At 70.6% G+C, this 19,272-nt stretch carries 20 protein-coding genes; 7 read left to right on the top strand and 13 right to left on the bottom strand.

Translation table 11 applies throughout. From position 1 onward, the window contains the following. Positions 1-239 (top strand): DNA-directed RNA polymerase subunit alpha C-terminal domain-containing protein (locus tag ACZ6ZP_RS24520; RefSeq protein WP_351164454.1); only part of this gene is annotated, 239 nt, incomplete at its 5' end. Positions 240-403: 164 nt separating this feature from the next. After that, positions 404-760, top strand: a complete 357-nt coding sequence (locus ACZ6ZP_RS24515) for a hypothetical protein (RefSeq protein ID WP_469408373.1) — start codon at positions 404-406, stop codon at positions 758-760. 16 nt (positions 761-776) lie between these two features. Here the strand turns inward: ACZ6ZP_RS24515 and ACZ6ZP_RS24510 are convergent, their stop codons facing one another. Next, positions 777-1,235 carry a MarR family winged helix-turn-helix transcriptional regulator gene (locus ACZ6ZP_RS24510; RefSeq protein WP_351164495.1) on the bottom strand — a complete coding sequence of 153 codons (459 nt, stop codon included), beginning with the start codon at positions 1,233-1,235 and terminating at the stop codon, positions 777-779. Positions 1,236-1,361: 126 nt separating this feature from the next. Between ACZ6ZP_RS24510 and ACZ6ZP_RS24505 the strand changes: the two genes are divergently transcribed. After that, positions 1,362-1,739, top strand: a complete 378-nt coding sequence (locus ACZ6ZP_RS24505) for a VOC family protein (protein WP_469408371.1) — start codon at positions 1,362-1,364, stop codon at positions 1,737-1,739. Between the two features lie 148 nt (positions 1,740-1,887). Then, entirely contained in the window at positions 1,888-3,474 is a 1,587-nt protein-coding gene (locus ACZ6ZP_RS24500) for an amidase (protein WP_469408370.1), read from the top strand. 51 nt (positions 3,475-3,525) lie between these two features. Here the strand turns inward: ACZ6ZP_RS24500 and ACZ6ZP_RS24495 are convergent, their stop codons facing one another. The 4 genes from ACZ6ZP_RS24495 to ACZ6ZP_RS24480 form a co-directional block, all read right to left on the bottom strand. Beyond that, on the bottom strand, positions 3,526-4,464 hold the full coding sequence (locus ACZ6ZP_RS24495; RefSeq protein WP_351164450.1) for a sigma-70 family RNA polymerase sigma factor: 939 nt from the start codon (positions 4,462-4,464) through the stop codon (positions 3,526-3,528). Positions 4,465-4,474: 10 nt separating this feature from the next. Continuing rightward, positions 4,475-5,665: an NAD(P)/FAD-dependent oxidoreductase gene (locus ACZ6ZP_RS24490; RefSeq protein WP_366464886.1), complete on the bottom strand. Its 1,191-nt coding sequence runs from the start codon at positions 5,663-5,665 to the stop codon at positions 4,475-4,477. Positions 5,666-5,804: 139 nt separating this feature from the next. Next, a complete protein-coding gene (locus ACZ6ZP_RS24485) occupies positions 5,805-6,545 on the bottom strand; it encodes a VOC family protein (protein ID WP_469408368.1) in 741 nt (246 codons plus the stop codon). A gap of 182 nt (positions 6,546-6,727) precedes the next feature. Beyond that, complete coding sequence (locus tag ACZ6ZP_RS24480; RefSeq protein ID WP_469408392.1) at positions 6,728-7,813, bottom strand: chitinase; 1,086 nt, start codon at positions 7,811-7,813, stop codon at positions 6,728-6,730. A gap of 198 nt (positions 7,814-8,011) precedes the next feature. On the opposite strand from ACZ6ZP_RS24480, the gene ACZ6ZP_RS24475 reads away from it, so the two are divergent. After that, a complete protein-coding gene (locus tag ACZ6ZP_RS24475) occupies positions 8,012-8,746 on the top strand; it encodes an ankyrin repeat domain-containing protein (RefSeq protein WP_469408366.1) in 735 nt (244 codons plus the stop codon). A 249-nt stretch (positions 8,747-8,995) separates the two neighbouring features. On the opposite strand, the gene ACZ6ZP_RS24470 is transcribed toward ACZ6ZP_RS24475, so the two are convergent. The 6 genes from ACZ6ZP_RS24470 to ACZ6ZP_RS24445 form a co-directional block, all read right to left on the bottom strand. Then, complete coding sequence (locus tag ACZ6ZP_RS24470; protein ID WP_351164445.1) at positions 8,996-10,171, bottom strand: GDSL-type esterase/lipase family protein; 1,176 nt, start codon at positions 10,169-10,171, stop codon at positions 8,996-8,998. A 127-nt stretch (positions 10,172-10,298) separates the two neighbouring features. Beyond that, entirely contained in the window at positions 10,299-10,868 is a 570-nt protein-coding gene (locus tag ACZ6ZP_RS24465; RefSeq protein ID WP_351164444.1) for a TetR/AcrR family transcriptional regulator, read from the bottom strand. Between the two features lie 89 nt (positions 10,869-10,957). Next, on the bottom strand, positions 10,958-11,740 hold the full coding sequence (locus tag ACZ6ZP_RS24460) for an oxidoreductase (protein WP_351164443.1): 783 nt from the start codon (positions 11,738-11,740) through the stop codon (positions 10,958-10,960). A gap of 153 nt (positions 11,741-11,893) precedes the next feature. Then, positions 11,894-12,472, bottom strand: a complete 579-nt coding sequence (locus ACZ6ZP_RS24455) for a TetR/AcrR family transcriptional regulator (protein ID WP_351164442.1) — start codon at positions 12,470-12,472, stop codon at positions 11,894-11,896. Positions 12,473-12,517: 45 nt separating this feature from the next. Beyond that, complete coding sequence (locus tag ACZ6ZP_RS24450) at positions 12,518-14,044, bottom strand: DEAD/DEAH box helicase (protein ID WP_351164441.1); 1,527 nt, start codon at positions 14,042-14,044, stop codon at positions 12,518-12,520. Between the two features lie 162 nt (positions 14,045-14,206). Next, positions 14,207-14,410: a cold-shock protein gene (locus ACZ6ZP_RS24445; RefSeq protein ID WP_100598391.1), complete on the bottom strand. Its 204-nt coding sequence runs from the start codon at positions 14,408-14,410 to the stop codon at positions 14,207-14,209. A 657-nt stretch (positions 14,411-15,067) separates the two neighbouring features. Between ACZ6ZP_RS24445 and ACZ6ZP_RS24440 the strand changes: the two genes are divergently transcribed. Continuing rightward, positions 15,068-16,189 carry a sugar ABC transporter substrate-binding protein gene (locus tag ACZ6ZP_RS24440; protein ID WP_468615923.1) on the top strand — a complete coding sequence of 374 codons (1,122 nt, stop codon included), beginning with the start codon at positions 15,068-15,070 and terminating at the stop codon, positions 16,187-16,189. Between the two features lie 34 nt (positions 16,190-16,223). On the opposite strand, the gene ACZ6ZP_RS24435 is transcribed toward ACZ6ZP_RS24440, so the two are convergent. Beyond that, a complete protein-coding gene (locus ACZ6ZP_RS24435) occupies positions 16,224-17,186 on the bottom strand; it encodes an ankyrin repeat domain-containing protein (protein WP_469408362.1) in 963 nt (320 codons plus the stop codon). Between the two features lie 40 nt (positions 17,187-17,226). Beyond that, positions 17,227-18,162, bottom strand: coding sequence for a LysR family transcriptional regulator (locus ACZ6ZP_RS24430; RefSeq protein ID WP_469408360.1), 936 nt, complete (start codon positions 18,160-18,162; stop codon positions 17,227-17,229). 226 nt (positions 18,163-18,388) lie between these two features. Between ACZ6ZP_RS24430 and ACZ6ZP_RS24425 the strand changes: the two genes are divergently transcribed. Continuing rightward, positions 18,389-19,141: a sulfite exporter TauE/SafE family protein gene (locus ACZ6ZP_RS24425; RefSeq protein ID WP_361470996.1), complete on the top strand. Its 753-nt coding sequence runs from the start codon at positions 18,389-18,391 to the stop codon at positions 19,139-19,141. Positions 19,142-19,272 lie beyond the last annotated feature (131 nt).

The following is a 19,272-nucleotide window of genomic DNA, read 5'->3' as shown; positions in this document are numbered from 1 at the left end:
AGCGCGAGGGCATCCACTCCGTGGGCGAGCTCGTGGCCCGCTCCGAGGCGGACCTGCTCGACATCCGCAACTTCGGTGCGAAGTCGATCGACGAGATCAAGGCGAAGCTGCACGGCATGGGCCTCACGCTCAGGGACAGCCCGCCCGGGTTCGACCCCATCGCCGCGGTCGACACCTTCGCCGCGACGGACGACGCGGACGCCGCGGACGCCGGTTTCGTCGAGACCGAGCAGTACTGATTCCTGCTCCAGGTCGCGCGGAGGTCCCGGGAGCCACTCCCGGCCTCCGCGCCGACCAGGCGCACGTCGGTGCCATCTCAGAGGCGTGCCTCTGAAGCGGGCCGCTCCAGCTTTTTGCTGGGGCGGCCTTTTTTGCTGGAGCGGCCCCGCGCTGCTGTCGGGTCATGTGTACGACACAGGACGCACCGAGCGATCGCGCTCGGCGAGCTTGGATCGGCCCGCTGCTCTCCACCCTGCTCACCCTCCCCACGGCCTTCTTCGCCTTGGTGGGCGCCGCCCTCTCCCCCATGTCCTGCGACTCCTGCACTCAGGCGCAGGCGGCCCGCTTCAGCCCCAGCTTCGACACCGCGTTCACCGTCTTCCTCTACGGTCTCGTCATTCCCGCGGTGCTGCTGCTCGCCGCCTGGTCCCTGCCGCGACGCCGACGCCACGCCGCCCGCCGCACGCTCCTGGCGACGCTCGCTCCCCTCTCCGTACTCGCCCTGTATCCGCCGTTCACCCGTCTCGTCGACTGGCCGTGACCGGCCTCGGGCCGCTTCACCCGCCGAGTGTCGCCGTCAGGCGGTCCAGGTCCGCCAGCAGCGCCGCGAGGCGTTTCGGGGGGATGGCGTCGGTCATCTGCCGGTCGATCGTGTAAACGGCCGTGCGTGCCGCCGCGAGGTGGCGGTGGCCCTCCTCGGTGAGGTGGGCGGGGAGGGCGCGGCCGTGGTCAGTGGTGGTCGCGCGGATGATCAGGCCGGCGTCCTGCAGTCCGCGCAGGACGACGTTCATGGACTGCCGGGTGACGAAGGTGCCGCGGGCCAGCTCGGCGTTGGACAGCCCGGGTTGCTGGTCGAGGAGTTCGAGGCAGGCGTACTGCGGCACGGTCAGTCCGTGCTCGCGCAGGGCCTTGTCCATCGCACCGCGCAGGGCGGCCGCGGCGCCCTTGAGGCGGTAACCCAGTCGCTCCGTCACGTCGGGGACCGGCTCGGTCACGTCGAGGACCGGCTCCGTCATGTCGGGGACCGGGATCGGGTCGGGGGTTGTCCCATCACTCATGTCAGGAGTTTGACATAGGTGAGCGCACACACCTACCTTCCCTTATGTCAAAGTCCTGACATCGAGCATGTTTGAGGAGCCCCCATGACCACCGCCGTTTCCGTCACCGGGCCCGACTTCATCGCACTCCAGGTGCGCGACGTCGACACGGCCGCCACCTTCTTCGAGACACAGCTCGGCCTGCGCCGGGCCCCGGCCTCACCCCCTGGCGCCGTGGTGTTCAGCACCGAGCCGGTACCGTTCGCCGTCCGCGAGCCCCTGCCCGGCGTGGACCTCGACAGCGTGGAGCGCCCCGGCCTCGGCGTCGCCCTGTGGTTCCGGACCAACGACGCCCAGGCTCTCCACGACCGCCTCCAGGCCGCCGGGACGCCCATCGTCACAACCCCGCAGGACGGCCCGTTCGGCCGGATGTTCACCTTCCTCGGCCCCGAGGGCTACGCCATCACCGCACACGGCAGCTGACCGGGCACGCCTTCGCCTTCACCCGCGGGGCGCCTCCCCCGGCCCGCCCCGCCATGGGCGGGCCGGAGCGGCCACGCTCTCCGCAAGACCGCACCCTTGCGCCGGACGCCGCCCGTGTAGTCGGCTGATCCGCATGGGGAAGAAGAGCATGGCCACACTGACCGCCGCCCTTGTCGCGGGGTCCCTTCTGACGGGCGTACCGCATGCCGGTGCGCAGGACGCAAGGCAGGGCACCGACAGCTCGTCGCCGCCGACCGGGTCATCTCTCGTACCCGGAGTCGACCTGGACACCGCCACGATTCCGGAGTTGCAGGCGCGCATGGCGCACGGTTCGCTGACCTCGGCGAAGCTGACCCGGGCCTACTTACGGCGCATCGAGAACGTCGATCCCAGGATTCACTCGGTGCTGCGCACCAGCCCGACGGCCCTGCGCCAGGCGGACGCGAGCGACGCCAGGCACCGGCGTGGCAAGACCCTCGGGCCACTGGACGGCATCCCCGTTCTGCTCAAGGACAACGTGAACACCCGCGACATGCCGACGACGGCCGGGTCACTCGCACTCGCCGGGAGCCCGCCCGCCACCGATGCCGCGCTGGTGACCCGGCTGCGCAAGGCGGGCGCTGTGATCCTCGGCAAGACCAACCTGTCCGAGTGGGCCAACTTCCGCGCGGCCAAGCCGACATCGGGCTGGTCGGCGGTGGGCGGGCAGACCAACAACCCCTATGTCCTGGACCGGAACCCGTGCGGTTCCTCCTCCGGCTCGGCCGCCGCGCTCGCCGCGTCGTTGTCGCAGGTGGCGATCGGCACCGAGACGGACGGCTCCATCGTGTGCCCGGCCGGGATGAACGGCGTCGTCGGCCACAAGCCCAGCCTCGGCCTGGTCAGCCGGTCGGGCGTGGTGCCGATCTCCGCCGAGCAGGACACGGCCGGGCCCATGGCACGCAACGTGATCGACACCGCGCTCACGCTCTCGGTGCTGAGCGGGGGCGAGAGTTCGCGTGGCCGCCCGGCCGAGGACGCGGCGCCCGAACAGCGAACAAGCCTTCGCGGCAAGCGGATCGGACTGTGGCGCCTGCCCTCGCTGGGACCGGAGGTGGACGCGGTGATGACCCGTACGGCGAAGAAGCTGCGCAAGGCCGGAGCCGTGGTCGTCGAGGTGACACCCCCGTACCAGGCGCGACTCGCCGAGCTCGAGTTCCCGGCGCTGCTCAGCGAGTTCCACCGGGACATCGACGCCTACCTCGGCACGCGCGAAGGGCCCCGCGACCTCGCCGAGCTGATCGAGTTCAACCGCGGCCGTCCCGAGGAGCAGGCCTGTTTCGCCGGCCAGGAGCTGTTCGAGCAGGCACTGGCCGCGCCGCCCACCACCGACCCCAAGTACCGTGCCATGCGCGCCGAGTTGAAGGACCTCTCGCGGCGCTCCCTCGACCAGACCATGGCCGCCCACCACTTGGACGCCATCGCCGCGCCCACGAACCCGCCCGCCTGGACGACCGACTGCGCGCGCGGCGACAACGACGTCATCCCGTCCTCCACACCGGCGGCCGTCGCCGGCTATCCGTCCCTCTCGGTGCCCGCCGGGTCCGTGGACGAACTGCCGGTCGGGATGCTCCTGATGGCCGGTGACCACCAGGACGCCGAGCTTCTGTCGCTGGGGGCCGCGGTGGAGCACCGGCTGAAGGCCTGGCGAGCACCGCGCTACCTGCCGACGGCCGAATCCGGCGCCCGGCGGTGAGCACGGGGTCCGGTCCGCGGACAGCGGCAGCCAGGGCCAACCAGGCTCAGGTCACCATGCGTTGACGACCGGCGCACCCGGCTCGTGCTGCCCCCAGGCCTCGCTGAGGCGCACGAGCCGGTCCGCCGCGGCGATACCGCACAGGGAGGCGACCTTGCCGTCACTGACTTCGAACACCACGGCGCCCACGACCCGGCCGTCGACCACGGCGAGGACGGCCGGGGAGCCGTTGACCGGCGCGAGATGGAACGCGGGCGAGCCGCCGGCCAGCCGCCGCTTGGCGGGCGTGGGCCTGAAGCCGGCCCGCACGAGGGAGGCGATGCGCTCGCGCGTGTCGTACCGCAGCAGCCGCCTGGCCAGTCCTGCGCCGTCCGAGACCGCGGTCGCGTCGGCCGTGAGCATCGCCACCAGCCGTTCGGTGCGCCCCGACGTGGCGGCGGCGAGGAACTCCTCGACGACGCGGCGCGCGGAGGCGGGGTCGGCCTCGCCGCCACGGCGGCGCTCGGCGGCGACCCGGATCCGGGCCCGGTGCACATGCTGCTGGCTGGCGGACTCGGTGATGTCGAGGATCGCGGCGATCTCGGCATGGCTGTACGAGAAGGCCTCACGCAGGACGTAGACGGCCCGCTCGACCGGCGCGAGGCGCTCCAACAGAGTCAGTACGGCCAAGGACACCGATTCGCGCTGCTCGAAGGTGTCGGCGGGGCCGAGCATCGGGTCGCCCTCCAGGAGCGGCTCGGGCAACCAGGCTCCGGCCGCTCGCTCGTGGCGCGCCTGCGCCGAGCGCAGCCGGTCGAGGCAGAGGTGGGTGACGACCTTGGTCAGCCACGCTTCCGGCACCTCCACCCGTGCGCGGTCCGCGGCCTGCCAGCGCAGGAACGTGTCCTGCACGGCGTCCTCGGCGTCGGCGGCCGAGCCGAGCAGACGGTACGCGAGCGAGGCCAGCCGACCTCGGCTGGCCTCGAACCGATCGAGGGCTGCGCTGTCCATGCGGAGCAGCCTATGCGGCGACCCTGACACCGGTCCGGTCGGGTGCGGTGACCAGGCGGCGCCTGCGCTTCGGCATGCCGAACGTCGGGTGGGCGATGCCGAAACCGGCCCCCTTGAGCACGCCCGCCTTGAGCCGCGCGGCCGTCCTGCCGCCCAGGTACCAGGACTTCGACCGGGCGCCCCCGTCCACCATCTGGAAGATGGCGTCCCGCCGCCCGAGGCTGATGTGGTTGCCGTAGTACTTCAGCCCGACGGTCGGGATCTCGCCGCCCGTCAGGCGCGCGATGATCGCGGCGGTCGCCTGCATGTTGGTGAAGCCGGCCGATGCGCAGGACATCGGCAGCGGCCTGCCGTTCTCGCCGATCGCGTAGGCGCAGTCACCGGCGGCGTAGACGTCCGGGTGCGAGACCGAGCGCATGGTGCGGTCGACGACGATCTGGCCGCTCTCGGCGACCTCAAGGCCGCTCGCGGCCGCGATGGGGTGCACGGCGAACCCGGCCGACCACACGGTCACGTCGGCCGGGATCGACCTGCCGTCGGCGGCGACCGCCCGCGTCGGCTCGACGGCTTCGATGCCGGTGTGCTCGTGGACGGTGACGCCGAGCCGGTCGAAGGCCTGACGCAGGTGGCGGCGGGCCTTCGGCGAGAGCCAGGCGCCCAGCTCGCCGCGGGCGGCGAGCGCGACCGAGAGGTCGGGCCGGGACTCGGCGAACTCGGTGGCGGTCTCGATGCCGGTAAGCCCCTCACCGACGACCAGTACGGTGGCGCCCTCGCCCAGGCCTGCCAGGCGCTCGCGCAGCCGCAGCGCCGAGGACCGGCCGGTCACGTCGAAGGCGTACTCGGCCACTCCGGGGACGCCCTGGTGGGCCACGGAGCTGCCGAGCGCGTAGAGAAGGGTGTCGTACGCGAGCTCGCCGTCGCCGTCATCGCCGGTCACCGCGACGCTCCTGCGCTCGGGGTCGACGCCGGTGACGCGCGCAAGGCGCAGCCGGACCCCGGTGCCCGCGAAGACGTCGGCCAGCTTGCGGAAGGCGACGTCCTGGCCGCTCGCGAGCTGGTGCAGCCGCATCCGCTCGACGAAGTCGGGCACGGCGTTGACGACCGTGATCTCGGTGTCGGCGGGAGAGAGCCTGCGGGCCAGGTTTCCGGCGGCGAAGGCCCCGGCGTATCCGGCGCCGAGTACGACGATGCGGTGCTTCATGGCGTTGCTCCTGTCTCGTTCGTGTGCCGCTTGAACGAGACAGCGCCCCGATTGCTGACAGGAGCGGGGTGTGACGCCGGTCACCACATCCCGCGTGCTGACGTGTCGGGGCGCGTCGAAGGGGCGTCGAGGCTACGCGTCAGCGCGGAGCGAGGATGTCGAACTCGTTGCCCTCCGGGTCGACGAGGCACGTCCACGGCGAGTCGCCCTGGCCGAGGTCGATGTCGGCGGCCCCCAGAGCCCGGGCCCGGGCCGCCTCCGCGATTCGGTCGTCGCCGGGGTAGGGGCGCAGGTCGAGGTGGACGCGGTTCTTGACGGTCTTCGTGTCGGGTGTGCGCTGGAGCTTGAGATAGGGGCCGACGCCCTTGGCGGAGCGCAGCGTCGCGTGGTCGTCGGTGACCTCGTGCAGGGTCCAGTCCGTCGCCGCGTCCCAGAATCGGGCCATGGCCCGCGGGTCGGCGCAGTCGGCCACGACCGCGCCGATCGGCCCGGCGTCGCGGTAGATCTCCCGGGGCTCCGCCACACAGAACTCGTTGCCCTCCGGGTCGGCCAGGACCGTCCACGGGACGTCGCCCTGGCCCACGTCGACGGGCGTCGCGCCGAGGTCCTTCAGGCGCGCGACCAACTCCGCCTGATGGGCCGGGGAGGTGGTGGCGAGGTCGATGTGCACGCGGTTCTTGACCGTCTTGGGTTCCGGGACGGTGATGACGTCGATGACGACGGCGGAGGGATCGGGATAGGAGAAGCCCTCCGGTTCGAGGTTGGTCACGATGCCGGGTACCTCGACGGAGGCGCTCCAGCCGAGCGCGTCGGCCCAGAACCGGCCGAGCGAGGAGTCGTCCCGAGCATTCATCGCAATCTGAACAAGCCGCATCGTCATGCCGGTGATCCTATGCACACCGACCTGCGGCGTCATACGCATTTACCGCCGCCGACCAGGCGATCGACCCGCTCCCCGACCGCCGCACTCAGCTCGCCGGCCGCCGCACTCAGCGCGCCGACCGCCGCGCTCAGATCGCCGGCCGAAGAGCGGACACGACCCCAACTGACGCGTCCATGAGGCTAATTGAGAGCACTGCGATTCTGCAGCCGCTTCACGTTGTCGCCGAAGGTCCACCCCTTCGAGCCGTCCCAGTTGATGGACCAGGTCATCAGGCCCTTCAGCGCGCCGTTGTAGTGGTTCCACGCCTGCGTCACCAGGCTCGGGGCCATGTAGCCGCCGCCCGCGCCGGGTTGTGCGGGCAGGCCAGGGACCTGCTTGTCGTAGGGGACCTTGATCGTGGTGCCCTGGACGACGAGACCCTTGTTCAGGCAGTCCGTCTGCGCGACGAATCCCTGGACGGTTCCAGCGGAGTAGGAGTCGCCGGAGCAGCCGTACATGCTGCCGTTGTAGTACTGCATGTTCAGCCACCAGAGGCGGCCGTTGTCCGCGTACTTCTTCACGATGGGGAGGTACGTGCCCCAGATCGAGCCGTACGCCACACTGCCTCCGGTGACGTACGCCGTCTCGGGGGCCATCGTCAGGCCGAAGTTGGCGGGCATCCGGGCGAGGACGCCGTCGATGATGCGGACGAGATTGGCCTGCGAGGCGGAGAGCCGGTTGATGTTGCCGCTGCCCACGAGGCCGGTCTCGATGTCGATGTCGATGCCGTCGAAGTTGTACTTCTTCAGGATCGGCACCACGGTCTCGACGAAGCGGTCGGCGACGGTGCTCGAACTGAGGTCGATGCCCGCCGTCGCGCCGCCGATCGACATCAGGATGGTGGCGCCGTCTGCCTTGGCCTGGCACATCTCGGCCGGTGTGGCGACCTTGACCGTCGAGTCCATGCCGTCCTCCCACAGGACGGTGCCGTCGGAACGGATGACGGGGAACGCCGCGTTGATCACGTTGTAGCCGTGGCCGCGCATGCGGGTGTCGGTGATCGGAGTCCAACCGAACGGCGGGTGGACGCCGTTGGCGGCCCCGTCCCAGTTCTCCCAGTAGCCCTGCAGTACCTTCCCCGCGGGCTTCGACTTGACAGCGCACGTTTCGGCCCGGGCGTTCTGAGTGCCCTGTGCCTGTGCGGCTCGGGTGATGTCCTGGTGCTCCTGCGGCGCCGTGCCACGGTTGGGCGCGGCGCCTACGAGCAGCGGTACGGCGAAGGCCATCGCGAGGCCGACCGCGAGGAGGCGGGACGGCGCGCGGCGCGGGATGAGGGCATGGGGAGAGGTTCGGGATGACACGCTTACCTCCTGGACTGTGGTGCCTGGAGACGTAAGTGGTGCGACGGGCCACACCGTAAAGAGGTCCAGACCTTCCGTCAATAGGTCTGGACCAGAGCGATCGAGCAGGAGGCCTCACCCGCCATGGACATCCTCGACTCCCGCGATCCGCTGGCCATTTCAGTGACCGCGGCGATCCGGAAGGGCGACGTCCCCGCTCTGCGTCAGCTTCTGGCCGACCACCCGAAGCTGGCCACCAGCCGCATCAGCCAGGATGGTCCCGCCGCGGGCCGACGGAGCCTGCTGCACATCGCCACCGACTGGCCCGGCCATCACCCCCACGCCGAGGCGGTCATCACCACCCTGATCGCGGCGGGCGCCGATCCCGACGCCCGCTTCGTCGGCGCCCACACCGAGACGCCGCTGCACTGGGCCGCCAGCAACGACGACGTCACCGCGCTGGACGCCCTCATCGCCGCGGGCGCCGACATCGAGGCCTCCGGCGCCGTCATCGGCGGCGGCACCCCGCTGGCCGACGCGCGGGGCTTCGGTCAGTGGCGGGCGGCCCGCAGGCTACTGGAACACGGGGCCCGGGCGGACCTGCAGGACGCGGCCACGCTCGGCCTGCTCGACCAGGTCGAGGCCTTCCTCGCTGCCCCGGACTCCCCCACCGCGTCCGCGATCACCAGCGCCTTCTGGGGCGCCTGCCACGGCGGTCATCTCCCCACCGCGCAACGCCTGTTGCGGCAGGGAGCCGACGTGAACTGGATCGGCTTCGACGACATGACGCCCCTGGACATCGCCCGCGCGCAGGACGCCGACGACATGGTCCAGTGGCTTCTCACCCAAGGCGCCAAGGCACGCGCGGACTTCGGCTGAGACCGGGGCACATGTGAGACCGGGTCACGCACGAGCCCGGGTCACGCGTGAGACCGAGTCACGCACGAGCCCGGGTCACGCGTGAGACCGAGTCACGCACGAGCCCGGGTCACGCGTGAGACCGAGTCACGTGTGAGACCAGGTCACGCACGAGGCCGAGTCACGTGTGAGACCGAGTCATGTGTGAGGCCGGGGCACGCACGAGCCCGGGTCACGTGTGAGACCGGGTCACGTGGTGCGGGCGGCGTCTCAGCCCGCGAAAGCACCGTCGGCCTTGAACGCCAGCTCGGCGAAGCGTTCGCCCATGCGGCGGTGGGTGGCGGCGTCAGGGTGGAGCTGGTCGGGCAGCGGCAGCTCGGCGGCGTCGGCCTTCCCGTACAGGTCGCGGCCGTCGAGGTAGTGGAGGTTGGGGTCCTCGGCCGCCCGCTGCTCCACGATCCGGGCCAGCTCGTCCCGGATGACGCCGAGTGTCAGCTTCCCGCTCGCGGTCTCCTCCGGTTCGCCCATGGCGACGAAACTCAGCCGCCCCTCGCCGAAGGCGGAGAAGTCCGGCGCGCTGGGGCCGGGCGTGTCCTCGTGGATGGGGCACAGAATGGGCGAGACGACCAGCAGCGGCGTGCTGGGGTGACCTTCGCGAATGGTGTCGAGAAAGCCGTGCACGGCGGGGCCGAAGGCGCGCAGGCGCATCACGTCGGCGTTGACCACGTTGATGCCGATCTTGACGCTGATCAGGTCGGCGGGGGTGTCCCGCAGGGCGCGCGCGGTGAACGGGTCGAGCAGGGCGCTGCCGGCCAGGCCGAGGTTGATCAGTTCCACACCGCCCAGGGAGGCGGCGAGTGCGGGCCAGATGCCGGTGGGACTCGCGGCGTCGGAGCCATGGCTGATCGAACTGCCGTGGTGCAGCCACACCTTGCGGCCCTGGTCCGGCACGGGCTCGACGGGCGCGTCGGTGCGCAGCGCGACGAGCTCGGTGGTCTCGTTGTGCGGCAGCCAGATTTCGATGTCCTTGGTGCCGTCCGGCAGTTCGGTGAAGCGGAGGCTGCCGACCGGGCCCGACCGGGTCTCGGTGGAACCGGTGGTCATGTCGACGGTAAGGGTGTTGCCGCCACTCACGGCCGCCTGACCGGCCGGGCGGCCGTCGACGAGCAGGTCGTACAGGCCGTCCGGCCGGGGCGGGGCGCCCACGTAGACGCGCTTGGTGGGCAGCGTGTCCAGTTCGACGGCGGTGGCCCGGGTGCGGAACACCAGCCGTACGCCGGAGGGCTGGGCCTCCGCCATGGCCAGCTGCCCGTCGGTGCACTGGGCGCGGGCCCGCGCGGGCAGCCGGTGCGGCAGGACGCCGTGCGCGGTCTGCTCCAGGTCGAGGGCGCCGCGCAGGAGGTCCGCGGTGATGGGAGTGGTGATCCAGTCGTGCTCGGTGTCCATGGTCTCCGCCTGCTGATCAAGGTTTCTGGGTGGTCGGGAGGCACCGATGCGTCGGTACGTCGCACCTGCCACGGGAGCCGGCCCGCGGGCCCGTGCCGGGGCCTGTGCCGGGGCGCGGCCCACGGCGTCACGGAGCGGGCCAGTTCCGCAACAGGGCGTCGAGGGCGTCCAGGATGCGTGACCACGATTCCTGCGAGCCGGGTTGGCTGTGGCTGAAGCCGCCCGCCATTTCCAGGCTGACGTAGCCGTGGAAGACGCTGCCCAGCATCCGGACCGCGTGGGTCTGGTCGGGCTCCGTCAGGTCGTAGCCGCGCAGGATCGCCCGGGTCATCGTCGAGTGCCTGCCTCCGGCACTGGCGGCCGCCGCCTCCGGGTCGAGCCTGAACTGGGCCGCGGCATAGCGCCCGGGGTGCTCCCGGGCGTAGTCGCGGTAGACGTCGGCGAACGCGGTCAGGGCGTCCTTGCCGGCCCGCCCGGCCAGGGCCGCCGCGCCCCGGTCGGCGAGTTCCTCCAGGGAGAGGAGGGCGATCCTCGTCTTGAGGTCCTGGGAGCTCTTCAGGTGCGAGTAGAGGCTCGCGACCTTGACGTCGAACCGTCTGGCCAGAGCCGAGACGGTCACCTGCTCGAAGCCGACCTCGTCGGCCAGCTCCGCCCCGGCCCGGGCCAGGCGCTCCGTGGTCAGTCCTGCGCGAACCATGCCCTTCCTCTCCTTCGACCCAACCGATTATGCAATTGCCTAAAGCTTTTAGGCAAACCAGTTAGCCATGAAGGGAGGCAGCTGCACCATCACACCGTCTTGACCGTGCCTCCGTCGATCACGTAGTCCGCGCCGGTGACGTTGCCCGCCACGCCCGAGAGCAGGAACGCGATCAGTGACGCCACCTCCTGCGGCTCGGTGATCCGCCCACTGGTGATGTTGAACGCCTCCGGGATCCGCTCGAGGAACGCCCCGTGCTCGACCCCCGCACCGGCCGCGAGCTTGCCGCCGAAGCCGTCGGGGTCCTCCCAGATGGCGGTGCGCACCACGCCGGGCGAGACGGTGTTGACCCGCACGCCCCGCGGCCCGAACTCCTCGGCCAGCGACTTGCCCAGCGAGGTGAGTGCCGACTTGGCCGCGCTGTAGGCGACGGGACCGGCCGCGGGCAGGCGGGAGTTGATGGACGAGACGTTCACGATCGCACCGCGTCGCTCGATGAGACTGGGCAGCGCCGCGCGACTTGTGCGCACCGCGCTGAGCAGGTTGAGGTCGAAGACGCCCTGCCACTGCGCGTCGTCGGTGTCGAGGAAGCCGACCGGCTCCACCGCTTCACCGGCGCCGACATTGTTCACCAGCAGGTCGATGCCGCCCAGCTCGGCGAAGGCACCGTCCATGAGCACGGCCACGCCCTCCGGGGTGCTGAGGTCGGCCGAGACGGCGAAGGCACCCGCCTCCTTGAGCTCGGGGGTGATGGTGCGGGCCGCGCCCACGACGCGTACACCCTCGTCGATCAGCGTCCTGACGGTGGCCAGGCCGATCCCGCGGCTGGCACCGGTGACGACGGCGGTCTTTCCGTTGAGGTCGAGCTTCATGCTGTTCCAGCTCCTTCGGACGAAAGTTTCTTTACCTACAGGTACAAAACATGGGTACACGTCAGCAGCCAAGGACCCACTGAACTCCGTACGCAGAACTGCCCGAACCCGGCGGACCGGCGAACCGGCGGACCGACGGACCGACGAGAACCGTCAGAGAGAGTCGACCGTCGCCTCGATCACCCGGGAAAGACGCTCCGGCCCTTCCACGACCCGCGCCATCAACCGCAGGCCGACGACCGTGGTCAGCAGCAGGCTCCCGACGGCGCGGGCGTCACGAGCCGGGGAGATCTCCCCGGCCCGCTGCCCCTTCTCCACCAGTACGGAGAAGGCCTCCTCGGTGCGGTCGAACATGCGCCGGACCAGGTCGGCCGCCACCTCGTCCGTCCCGGCCAGCTCCGCCGCGGTGTTCACCGCCATGCAGCCGCGCCGGTCCGGGTCGGCGAGATCCATTTCGACGAGCAGCCACAGCGCCGCGCGCAACCGCTCCTTCACGGGCCCCGACTCCTCGAGCATCTCGATGAGAGCCGCGGCCTGACTGTCGCGGTAGCGGCGCAGCGCCCGCTCGAACAGAGCGTGCTTGCTGCCGAAGGTGTTGTAGAGACTGCCCTTGCCGATGCCGAGCGCGTCGACGAGGTCCTGGGGCGTGGTGGCGGCATACCCCTTGCGCCAGAACACGTCCATGGCCCGCTCGACGGCGGCGTCCGGATCGAACTGCTTCGGCCTTCCCATGAACAGAGACTAGGCCGTTCTTGACCCTCAGGTCAAGAACTCTGCTCAGGCGGCGCGACGCACCCGTGCGGCCTTGCGGGCCTCCGCCATCTCGCGGGATTCGGCAGTCCGGCGGGAGCCGCCGCCGGAGCGGCCGGGCTGCCCCGGACGCGTACCCATCCCCCGGAAGGGGGCGCCGCCGCGCTTGGGACGCTCGGTGCTGGGCGCGCTGCCGCCGATCGGCACTCCGGAGGGCGCCTTCGCACCGGTGATGCGGCTCAACGCGGCCTCGCCGGAGCGGACTTGGGTGATCTGCGGCCGAATACCGGCGGCGGACATCAGGCGGCTCATGTCGCGGCGCTGGCCCGGCGTGACCAGGGTGACGACGCTGCCGGACTCACCGGCGCGGGCCGTACGGCCGCCGCGGTGCAGGTAGTCCTTGTGGTCGCTGGGCGGGTCGACGTTCACGACCAGGTCGAGGTTGTCGACGTGGATGCCGCGGGCCGCGACGTTCGTGGCGACCAGGACCGTCACGGCGCCGGTCTTGAACTGGGCCAGGGTGCGGGTGCGCTGCGGCTGGGACTTGCCGCCGTGCAGCGCCGCGGCGCGTACGCCGCTGCCCATCAGGTGCTTGGTGAACTGGTCGACGGCGTGCTTGGTGTCCAGGAACATGATCACCCGGCCGTCGCGGGCCGCGATCTCGGTGGCGGTCGCCATCTTGTCGGCGCCGTGCACGTGCAGTTCGTGGTGCTCCATCGTGGTGACCGCGCCCTTGGAGGGGTCGACGGAGTGGACCACGGGGTCGTGGAGGTAGCTGCGCACCAGCAGGTCGACGTTGCGGTCGAGCGTGGCCGAGAACAGCATCCGCTGGCCGTCGGGGCGCACCTGGTCGAGCAGTTCGGTGACCTGGGGCATGAAGCCCATGTCGGCCATCTGGTCGGCCTCGTCCAGGACGGTGATGCTCACCCGGTCCAGGCGGCAGTCCTTGCGCTCGATGAGGTCCTTGAGGCGACCGGGCGTCGCGACCAGCACCTCGGCACCGGACCGCAGCGCGCCGGCCTGCCGGCCGATGGACATGCCGCCGACCACGGTGGCCAGCTTGAGCTTCAGGGCACGAGCATAGGGAGTGAGCGCCTCGGTGACCTGCTGGGCGAGCTCCCGGGTGGGTACGAGGACCAGGGCGAGGGGCCGCTTCGACTCGGCGCGCTGACCTGCGGTGCGCACGAGGAGCGGGAGCCCGAAGGCGAGGGTCTTGCCGGAGCCGGTGCGGCCGCGGCCCAGTACGTCCCGGCCCGCGAGGGCGTTCGGCAGCGTGGCCGCCTGGATCGGGAACGGCTCGGTCACGCCGAGATCGGTGAGCGTCTTCAGCAGCTGGGCCGGCATGTCGAGCTCGGCGAAGGTCTCCGCCGCCGGGAGACCCGGGGTGACGGTGACCGGCAGGGCGAACTCACCCTGCGGGGCAGCGGGACGACGCCCCTGGCCGCCGGAGCGATTACCGGGACGGGGGCCACCCTGACGGGTGCTACCACCGCGGGAGCCGCCGCCGTTGCGGGGATTGGAATAGCGGTCGTTCGGGCGAGCTGAACGGTTCACGGAGAACCTTCCTCGATATGGCACGCATCGAGGAATTCTCGGTGGATTTCAACCGAACGAATTGCAAGCACGAGCCGAATAAAAGACAAACTTCTGTAAACAGCAACGAGCTGGTGCCCGCACCGAGAGGTGCGGGCACCAGCGTCGTCTTACGCTTCAGCGTCAGGCAGGAACGATGTTCTCGGCCTGCGGGCCCTTCTGGCCCTGAGTGACATCGAAGTTCACCTTCTGGCCTTCCTGAAGCTCACGGAAGCCCTGGGTGGCGATGTTCGAGTAGTGGGCGAAGACGTCGGGGCCGCCACCCTCCTGCTCGATGAAGCCGAAGCCCTTTTCCGAGTTGAACCACTTCACGGTGCCAGTAGCCATACTAAATATCTCCTTCGGGGCAAGCCCGGGACCCGCACTGTGCGGACCCCGGCGTCGCCACGTTGATTGCCCCGTCCGGAAAACTTCTTCCGGAAATACAAAAGTGCCCGGCGGAATTGTCCACCAAAGGCACTTGAAGTCTTATGGGAACCACAACTGCAACTACGATCAACAGTAGCACGAGATGGCCTTCACGGCACGAGCAACCTCGACATATTTCGCCCGACCGGCCGCCGGACCGCGCCACATTGCGGAAATCTACGGGCCTCCCAGGAGGGGCCTGCGGCCTCGACGGGAGTGAACGCGGGCCCCGTACCGCCGCGGGAGCGGCTCAGCCGGGTCGGCCCAGGCCGGCCGCATCGCCGACGCCGGGTCACACGTGTGCGCATCCGACAACAAGTGGACGCCGGGGACCTCCGCCGGCCGCCGAGCAGAGGGGGCAGCTCCCCCGCGACGCCCTCCACTCCCCTCCGCCACCCCTCCCTTCCCTTACGGACACCGCTGTTGTCACGTGTAAATACTGGACAGTTCAATACTGAAACGCACATTCCATTGCAATCTCGTTATGCATTGACTCCTTGACGCCGGGAACCCTCCGGGGTTGGCTTTCAGCCACCTCGGACCACGACGAAGCGGTCCGATCGAGGAAGTGGGCGAATGAGAACCCGTACGCGTGAAGCCGCCGTCGTCGTATCCGTGAGCGCCTTGGCACTCTCGCTTGCCGCATGCGGCAGCCTGCTGGGCTCCGACGACGACGGAAAACAGACCGAGAGGAAGGGTGACGAGGTCACCGTCGGTCTGCTCCTGCCCGAGGCGGAGACGGCTCGCTACGAGAAGTTCGACCACCCCATCATCGAGAAGCAGGTCAAGAAGCTCACCAACGGCAAGGGCAAGCTCGTCTACGCCAACGCCGGCGAGGACGCCGCCAAGCAGAGCAGCCAGCTGGACCAGATGGTCGCCGACAAGGTCGACGTGATCCTGGTGAGCGCGGTGGACGCGAAGAAGATCGCGCCCTCGGTCAAGAAGGCGAAGGAAGCGGACATCCCCGTCATCGCCTACGACCGGCTCGCCGAGGGACCCGTCTCCGGGTACGTGGCCTTCGACAACGAACTGGTCGGCCAGGTGCAGGGCCAGGCCATCCTGAAGGCGCTCAGCAGCGAGAACCGCCGGAACAGCAAGATCGTCATGATCAACGGTTCGCCGACCGACCCGAACGCGCCCGTCTTCAAGGAAGGCGCACTCTCCCAGCTCAAGAACCAGGTGGAGATCGCCAAGTCGTACGACACCGTGGGCTGGAAGCCGAAGACGGCCGGCGTCCACATGTCCGAGGCCATCACCGAGCTGGGCAAGGACAACATCGCCGCCGTCTACTCCGCCAACGACGGCATGGCGGGCGGGGTCATCAAGGCCCTCAAGGCCGCGGGCCTCACCGACCTGCCGCCGGTCACCGGGCAGGACGCGGAACTGCCGGCCGTGCAGCGCGTCGTCACGGGCGAGCAGTACATGACCGTCTACAAGCCCTACCCCGAAGAGGCCGTCGGCGCCGCGCAGATGGCGGTCCGGATCGCCCAGGGCCGCATGGTCGAGTACGACGCCCTGGCCGGGGACAGGTCCGAGAACGCCACCACGAAGAACATCCCCTCCCTTCTTGTCTCGGTGCGCCCCCTGACGCGGGACACCATCAAGTCCACGGTCATCGAGGACGGCATCTACAAGGTCAAGGAGATCTGCACGCCCGAGCTCAAGGCGGCGTGCGCGACGGTGGGCCTCAAGGGCTGAGGGCCCGGAAGCCGATGGGCGGCGCGCCCGGTGCTCAGTTCCAGTAGTCGCGCCGGGGCAGCTCGAGCCATATGTCGGGCGGGCCGGTGACGGCGCGGGCGTCGGTCGGTCGCAGGCCGACGTAGGCGCAGGAGTAGGCGACGGCGTTGTGGCGGTAGAGGTAGGAGGCGAGGACTTCCTCGGCGGAATCCTCCGCGTCGGGTCCGCCTCCGGGGTGCAGGTCCCCGCCTTCCATGACGCCGTCGCGGGCGATGCTGCCCTGGTTGCCGCTCTTGGGGTTGGCATAGAGGCCGTAGCAGACGGTGCCCGCGGAGAGCAGGGTCAGCACCCCGGGCATCTCCGGTGCGTAGCCCCAGGGCTGGGTGAGGACGCAGCCGCCCGGCACGTCGGTGGCGCCGATGACCGGCAGGAACTCGTCCATGTCGTACGACCAGGGGTCCGCCACGAAGGTGTCCAGCTCGGGATCTTCGTAGGGCTCGGCGCCCAGTCGGCGCGCGGCCTCGGCCACGTCGATCCCGGCCACGCACGCCAGGCCCGTGCCGTCGACGTCGAGGTCGCCAAGGGCCGCGGTCAGCCGTCTGCCCTCCGTCGCGGCAGCGGACTCCGCCGGGGTCAGGCCGCGCTCGCCGGAGGGAACCCTGAAGAGGTCCGGGGTCGGCCCCGCCAGGCTGAGCCGGCCCGGGGACCAGCCCGCCAGCATGGGCCGCCACGGGTCGGCCCCGGCCGCGGCCAGGACACGGGCGTTGTCCGCGCGGTCGGACAGGACCGCGGCCCACAGAGCGGTACAGCCCTCCTCCTCCGCGTCGACGTCGTCGACGCGGCGGGCCAGTTCGGCGACCACCTCGGGTGAACCGGACACAGCCGCCCGGTGCAAGGGGCGGCCGGCGCCCCACCCGTGCGGGTCGGCCCCGCGCTCGAGCCGCTCACGCACCAGCGCGAGATCCCGCCAGCCGTCCCAGCCGAGACCCGCCCAGCCGCCCCCCTCGACAACAGCCATGCCACTCCCCCTCGTACTCACTGATACAAGTCACTGAACGCTACAGACGGCCACTGACAATCTCCTCCGACGCCTGCCGGGGAACGCGGGCGCCCGGGCAGGTGTGGCTGACCATGTCGGCGAAGGCTTTGGCCAGGGGCGACAGCGCGTCCCAGCGGCGCACCGCCCAGCCGGTCCACAGGGTGGGCAGTTCCGGGATGGGGATCAGGCGCAGATCGGGGTGGGCAGGACCGCGCCAGCCCGGCAGGTCGGGGACGATCGCATGGCCCAGGCCGAGTTCGGCGAGCAGCAGGGCGGTGTCCCAGTCGGCGACGCTGGTGTCGGAGGCCGGGCTGATGCCGCGCTCGGTGAACCAGGCGTCCAGGCGCGCGCGGGAGGTCGTGCTCTCCGGAAGCCCGATGAGCTGGATTCCGGCCAGGTCGTCCGTGGTGATCAGCGGCTTCGTCGCGAGGGCGTCGTCGCGGTGGACGGCAAGCACCCAGGGAAGTTCGATGACGGGGCGTTGCTCGATGCCCTTCACCGGTGCGCCGAGGCTGATCCAGGCCAGGTCGAGGCCGCCCGCGATGAGGGCGTCGAAGCAGCTGCGGCTGGAGTGCGCGGTCTGGAATTCGAGACTCACCCGGGGATGGCGCCGGCGGAAGGCCACGATCGCGTCGGACATGAAGTGCCGCACCGTGGTGGCGCCGGTGGTGATCCGCACCGCCCCGGCCTCACCCCGCACCAGGTCTCTCAGCCGGCGCAGGGCGTGGTCGATGTCGCCGAGTCCGCCTGCCGCCGCGTTCTGCAGGAGCAGTCCGGCCGGGGTGGGCACGACGCCGCGCGGGTGGCGTTCGAGCAGGCTGAGCCCCAGCTCCCGCTCCAGGCGCTTGATGTGCTGGCTGACCGCGGGCTGCGTACAGGAAAGGTCGCGGGCGACGGCGCTGAGGCTGCCCGTTCGGCAGACGGCGACGAAGACACGCAGGTCGTCGAGGGTCATGGAGAGTGAAGCTACAGCTTGGGGGTCTGCAAGGAAATCCGAGGATTGACTTGGGTGTTGGGCGGGCGGGACGATCTTCCCGGGCCCAGGGCGGCAACCCGGCCCGGCACGCACACCATCCGGAGGGTGCGCGTGCCGGGCCGGGTGCCGACCCGTCGGCTCCGCACCAGACGCTTCCGTCCCGGGCCGCGCTCCGGTACGCCGACCGTCCCGGGAAGGGCGATCCATGCACGCACTCGAGACAGTGGCCATCGCGGCCGCGGCCGTCGCGGCCGGCGGCATCAACGCGGTGGTCGGCTCCGGCACCCTGATCACCTTCCCCACGCTGCTCGCCTTCGGATACCCGCCCGTCCTCGCCAACGTCTCCAACACCGTCGGACTCGTCCCGGGCGTCATCAGCGCGGCGTACGGATATCGCGCCGAGCTCAAGGGGCAGCGGTCCCGCCTCGTCAAGCTGGGCTTCGCCTCGCTCCTGGGCGCCGTCATAGGAGCGGTACTGCTCCTGAAGCTGCCCGCCGACACGTTCCGGGCCGCGGTGCCGGTGCTGATCCTGATCGCCTGCGTACTGGTGCTCCTTCAGCCCCGGCTGCAGAAGTGGCTCGCGCGGCGCGACAGCCCCGGCCGTGCGGACGGCGGTGTTCCGCTGTGGAGCGGTGTCCTGGTCACCGGCGTCTACGGCGGGTACTTCGGCGCGGCCCAAGGAGTGCTCCTCATGGGCCTGTTCGGGTCGTTCCTCCGTGACGACCTGCAGCGCCTGAACGCCGTCAAGAACGTCCTGGCGTCCATCGTGAACGGCGTAGCCGCGGTCATCTTCATCGCGGTGACGACCGTCGACTGGAAGGTGGTCGGTGTGATCGCCGTCGGCTCGACGCTGGGCGGTCTGCTCGGCGCGCGCGTGGGCCGCCGCCTTTCACCCGCCGTGCTGCGCGGGCTGATTGTGGTCGTCGGGGTGACGGCGGCGATCGCCGTGGCCCTGTGAGCGGGACGTGGCCGTGTGACCAGGACGTGGCCGCATCAGCGTCGGGACGCCCCGGCGAGACGCACGTCACCCTCTGCGCTGTCGATTCGCGCCGAGCCGACCCGTGTAGGAGGTGTATCCGCCACCAACGG

Source organism: Streptomyces sp. NPDC054047 (genome assembly GCF_055585065.1).
Note: the sequence above shows the minus strand (reverse complement) of the source record. Positions and strands in the feature narration are given on the sequence as shown.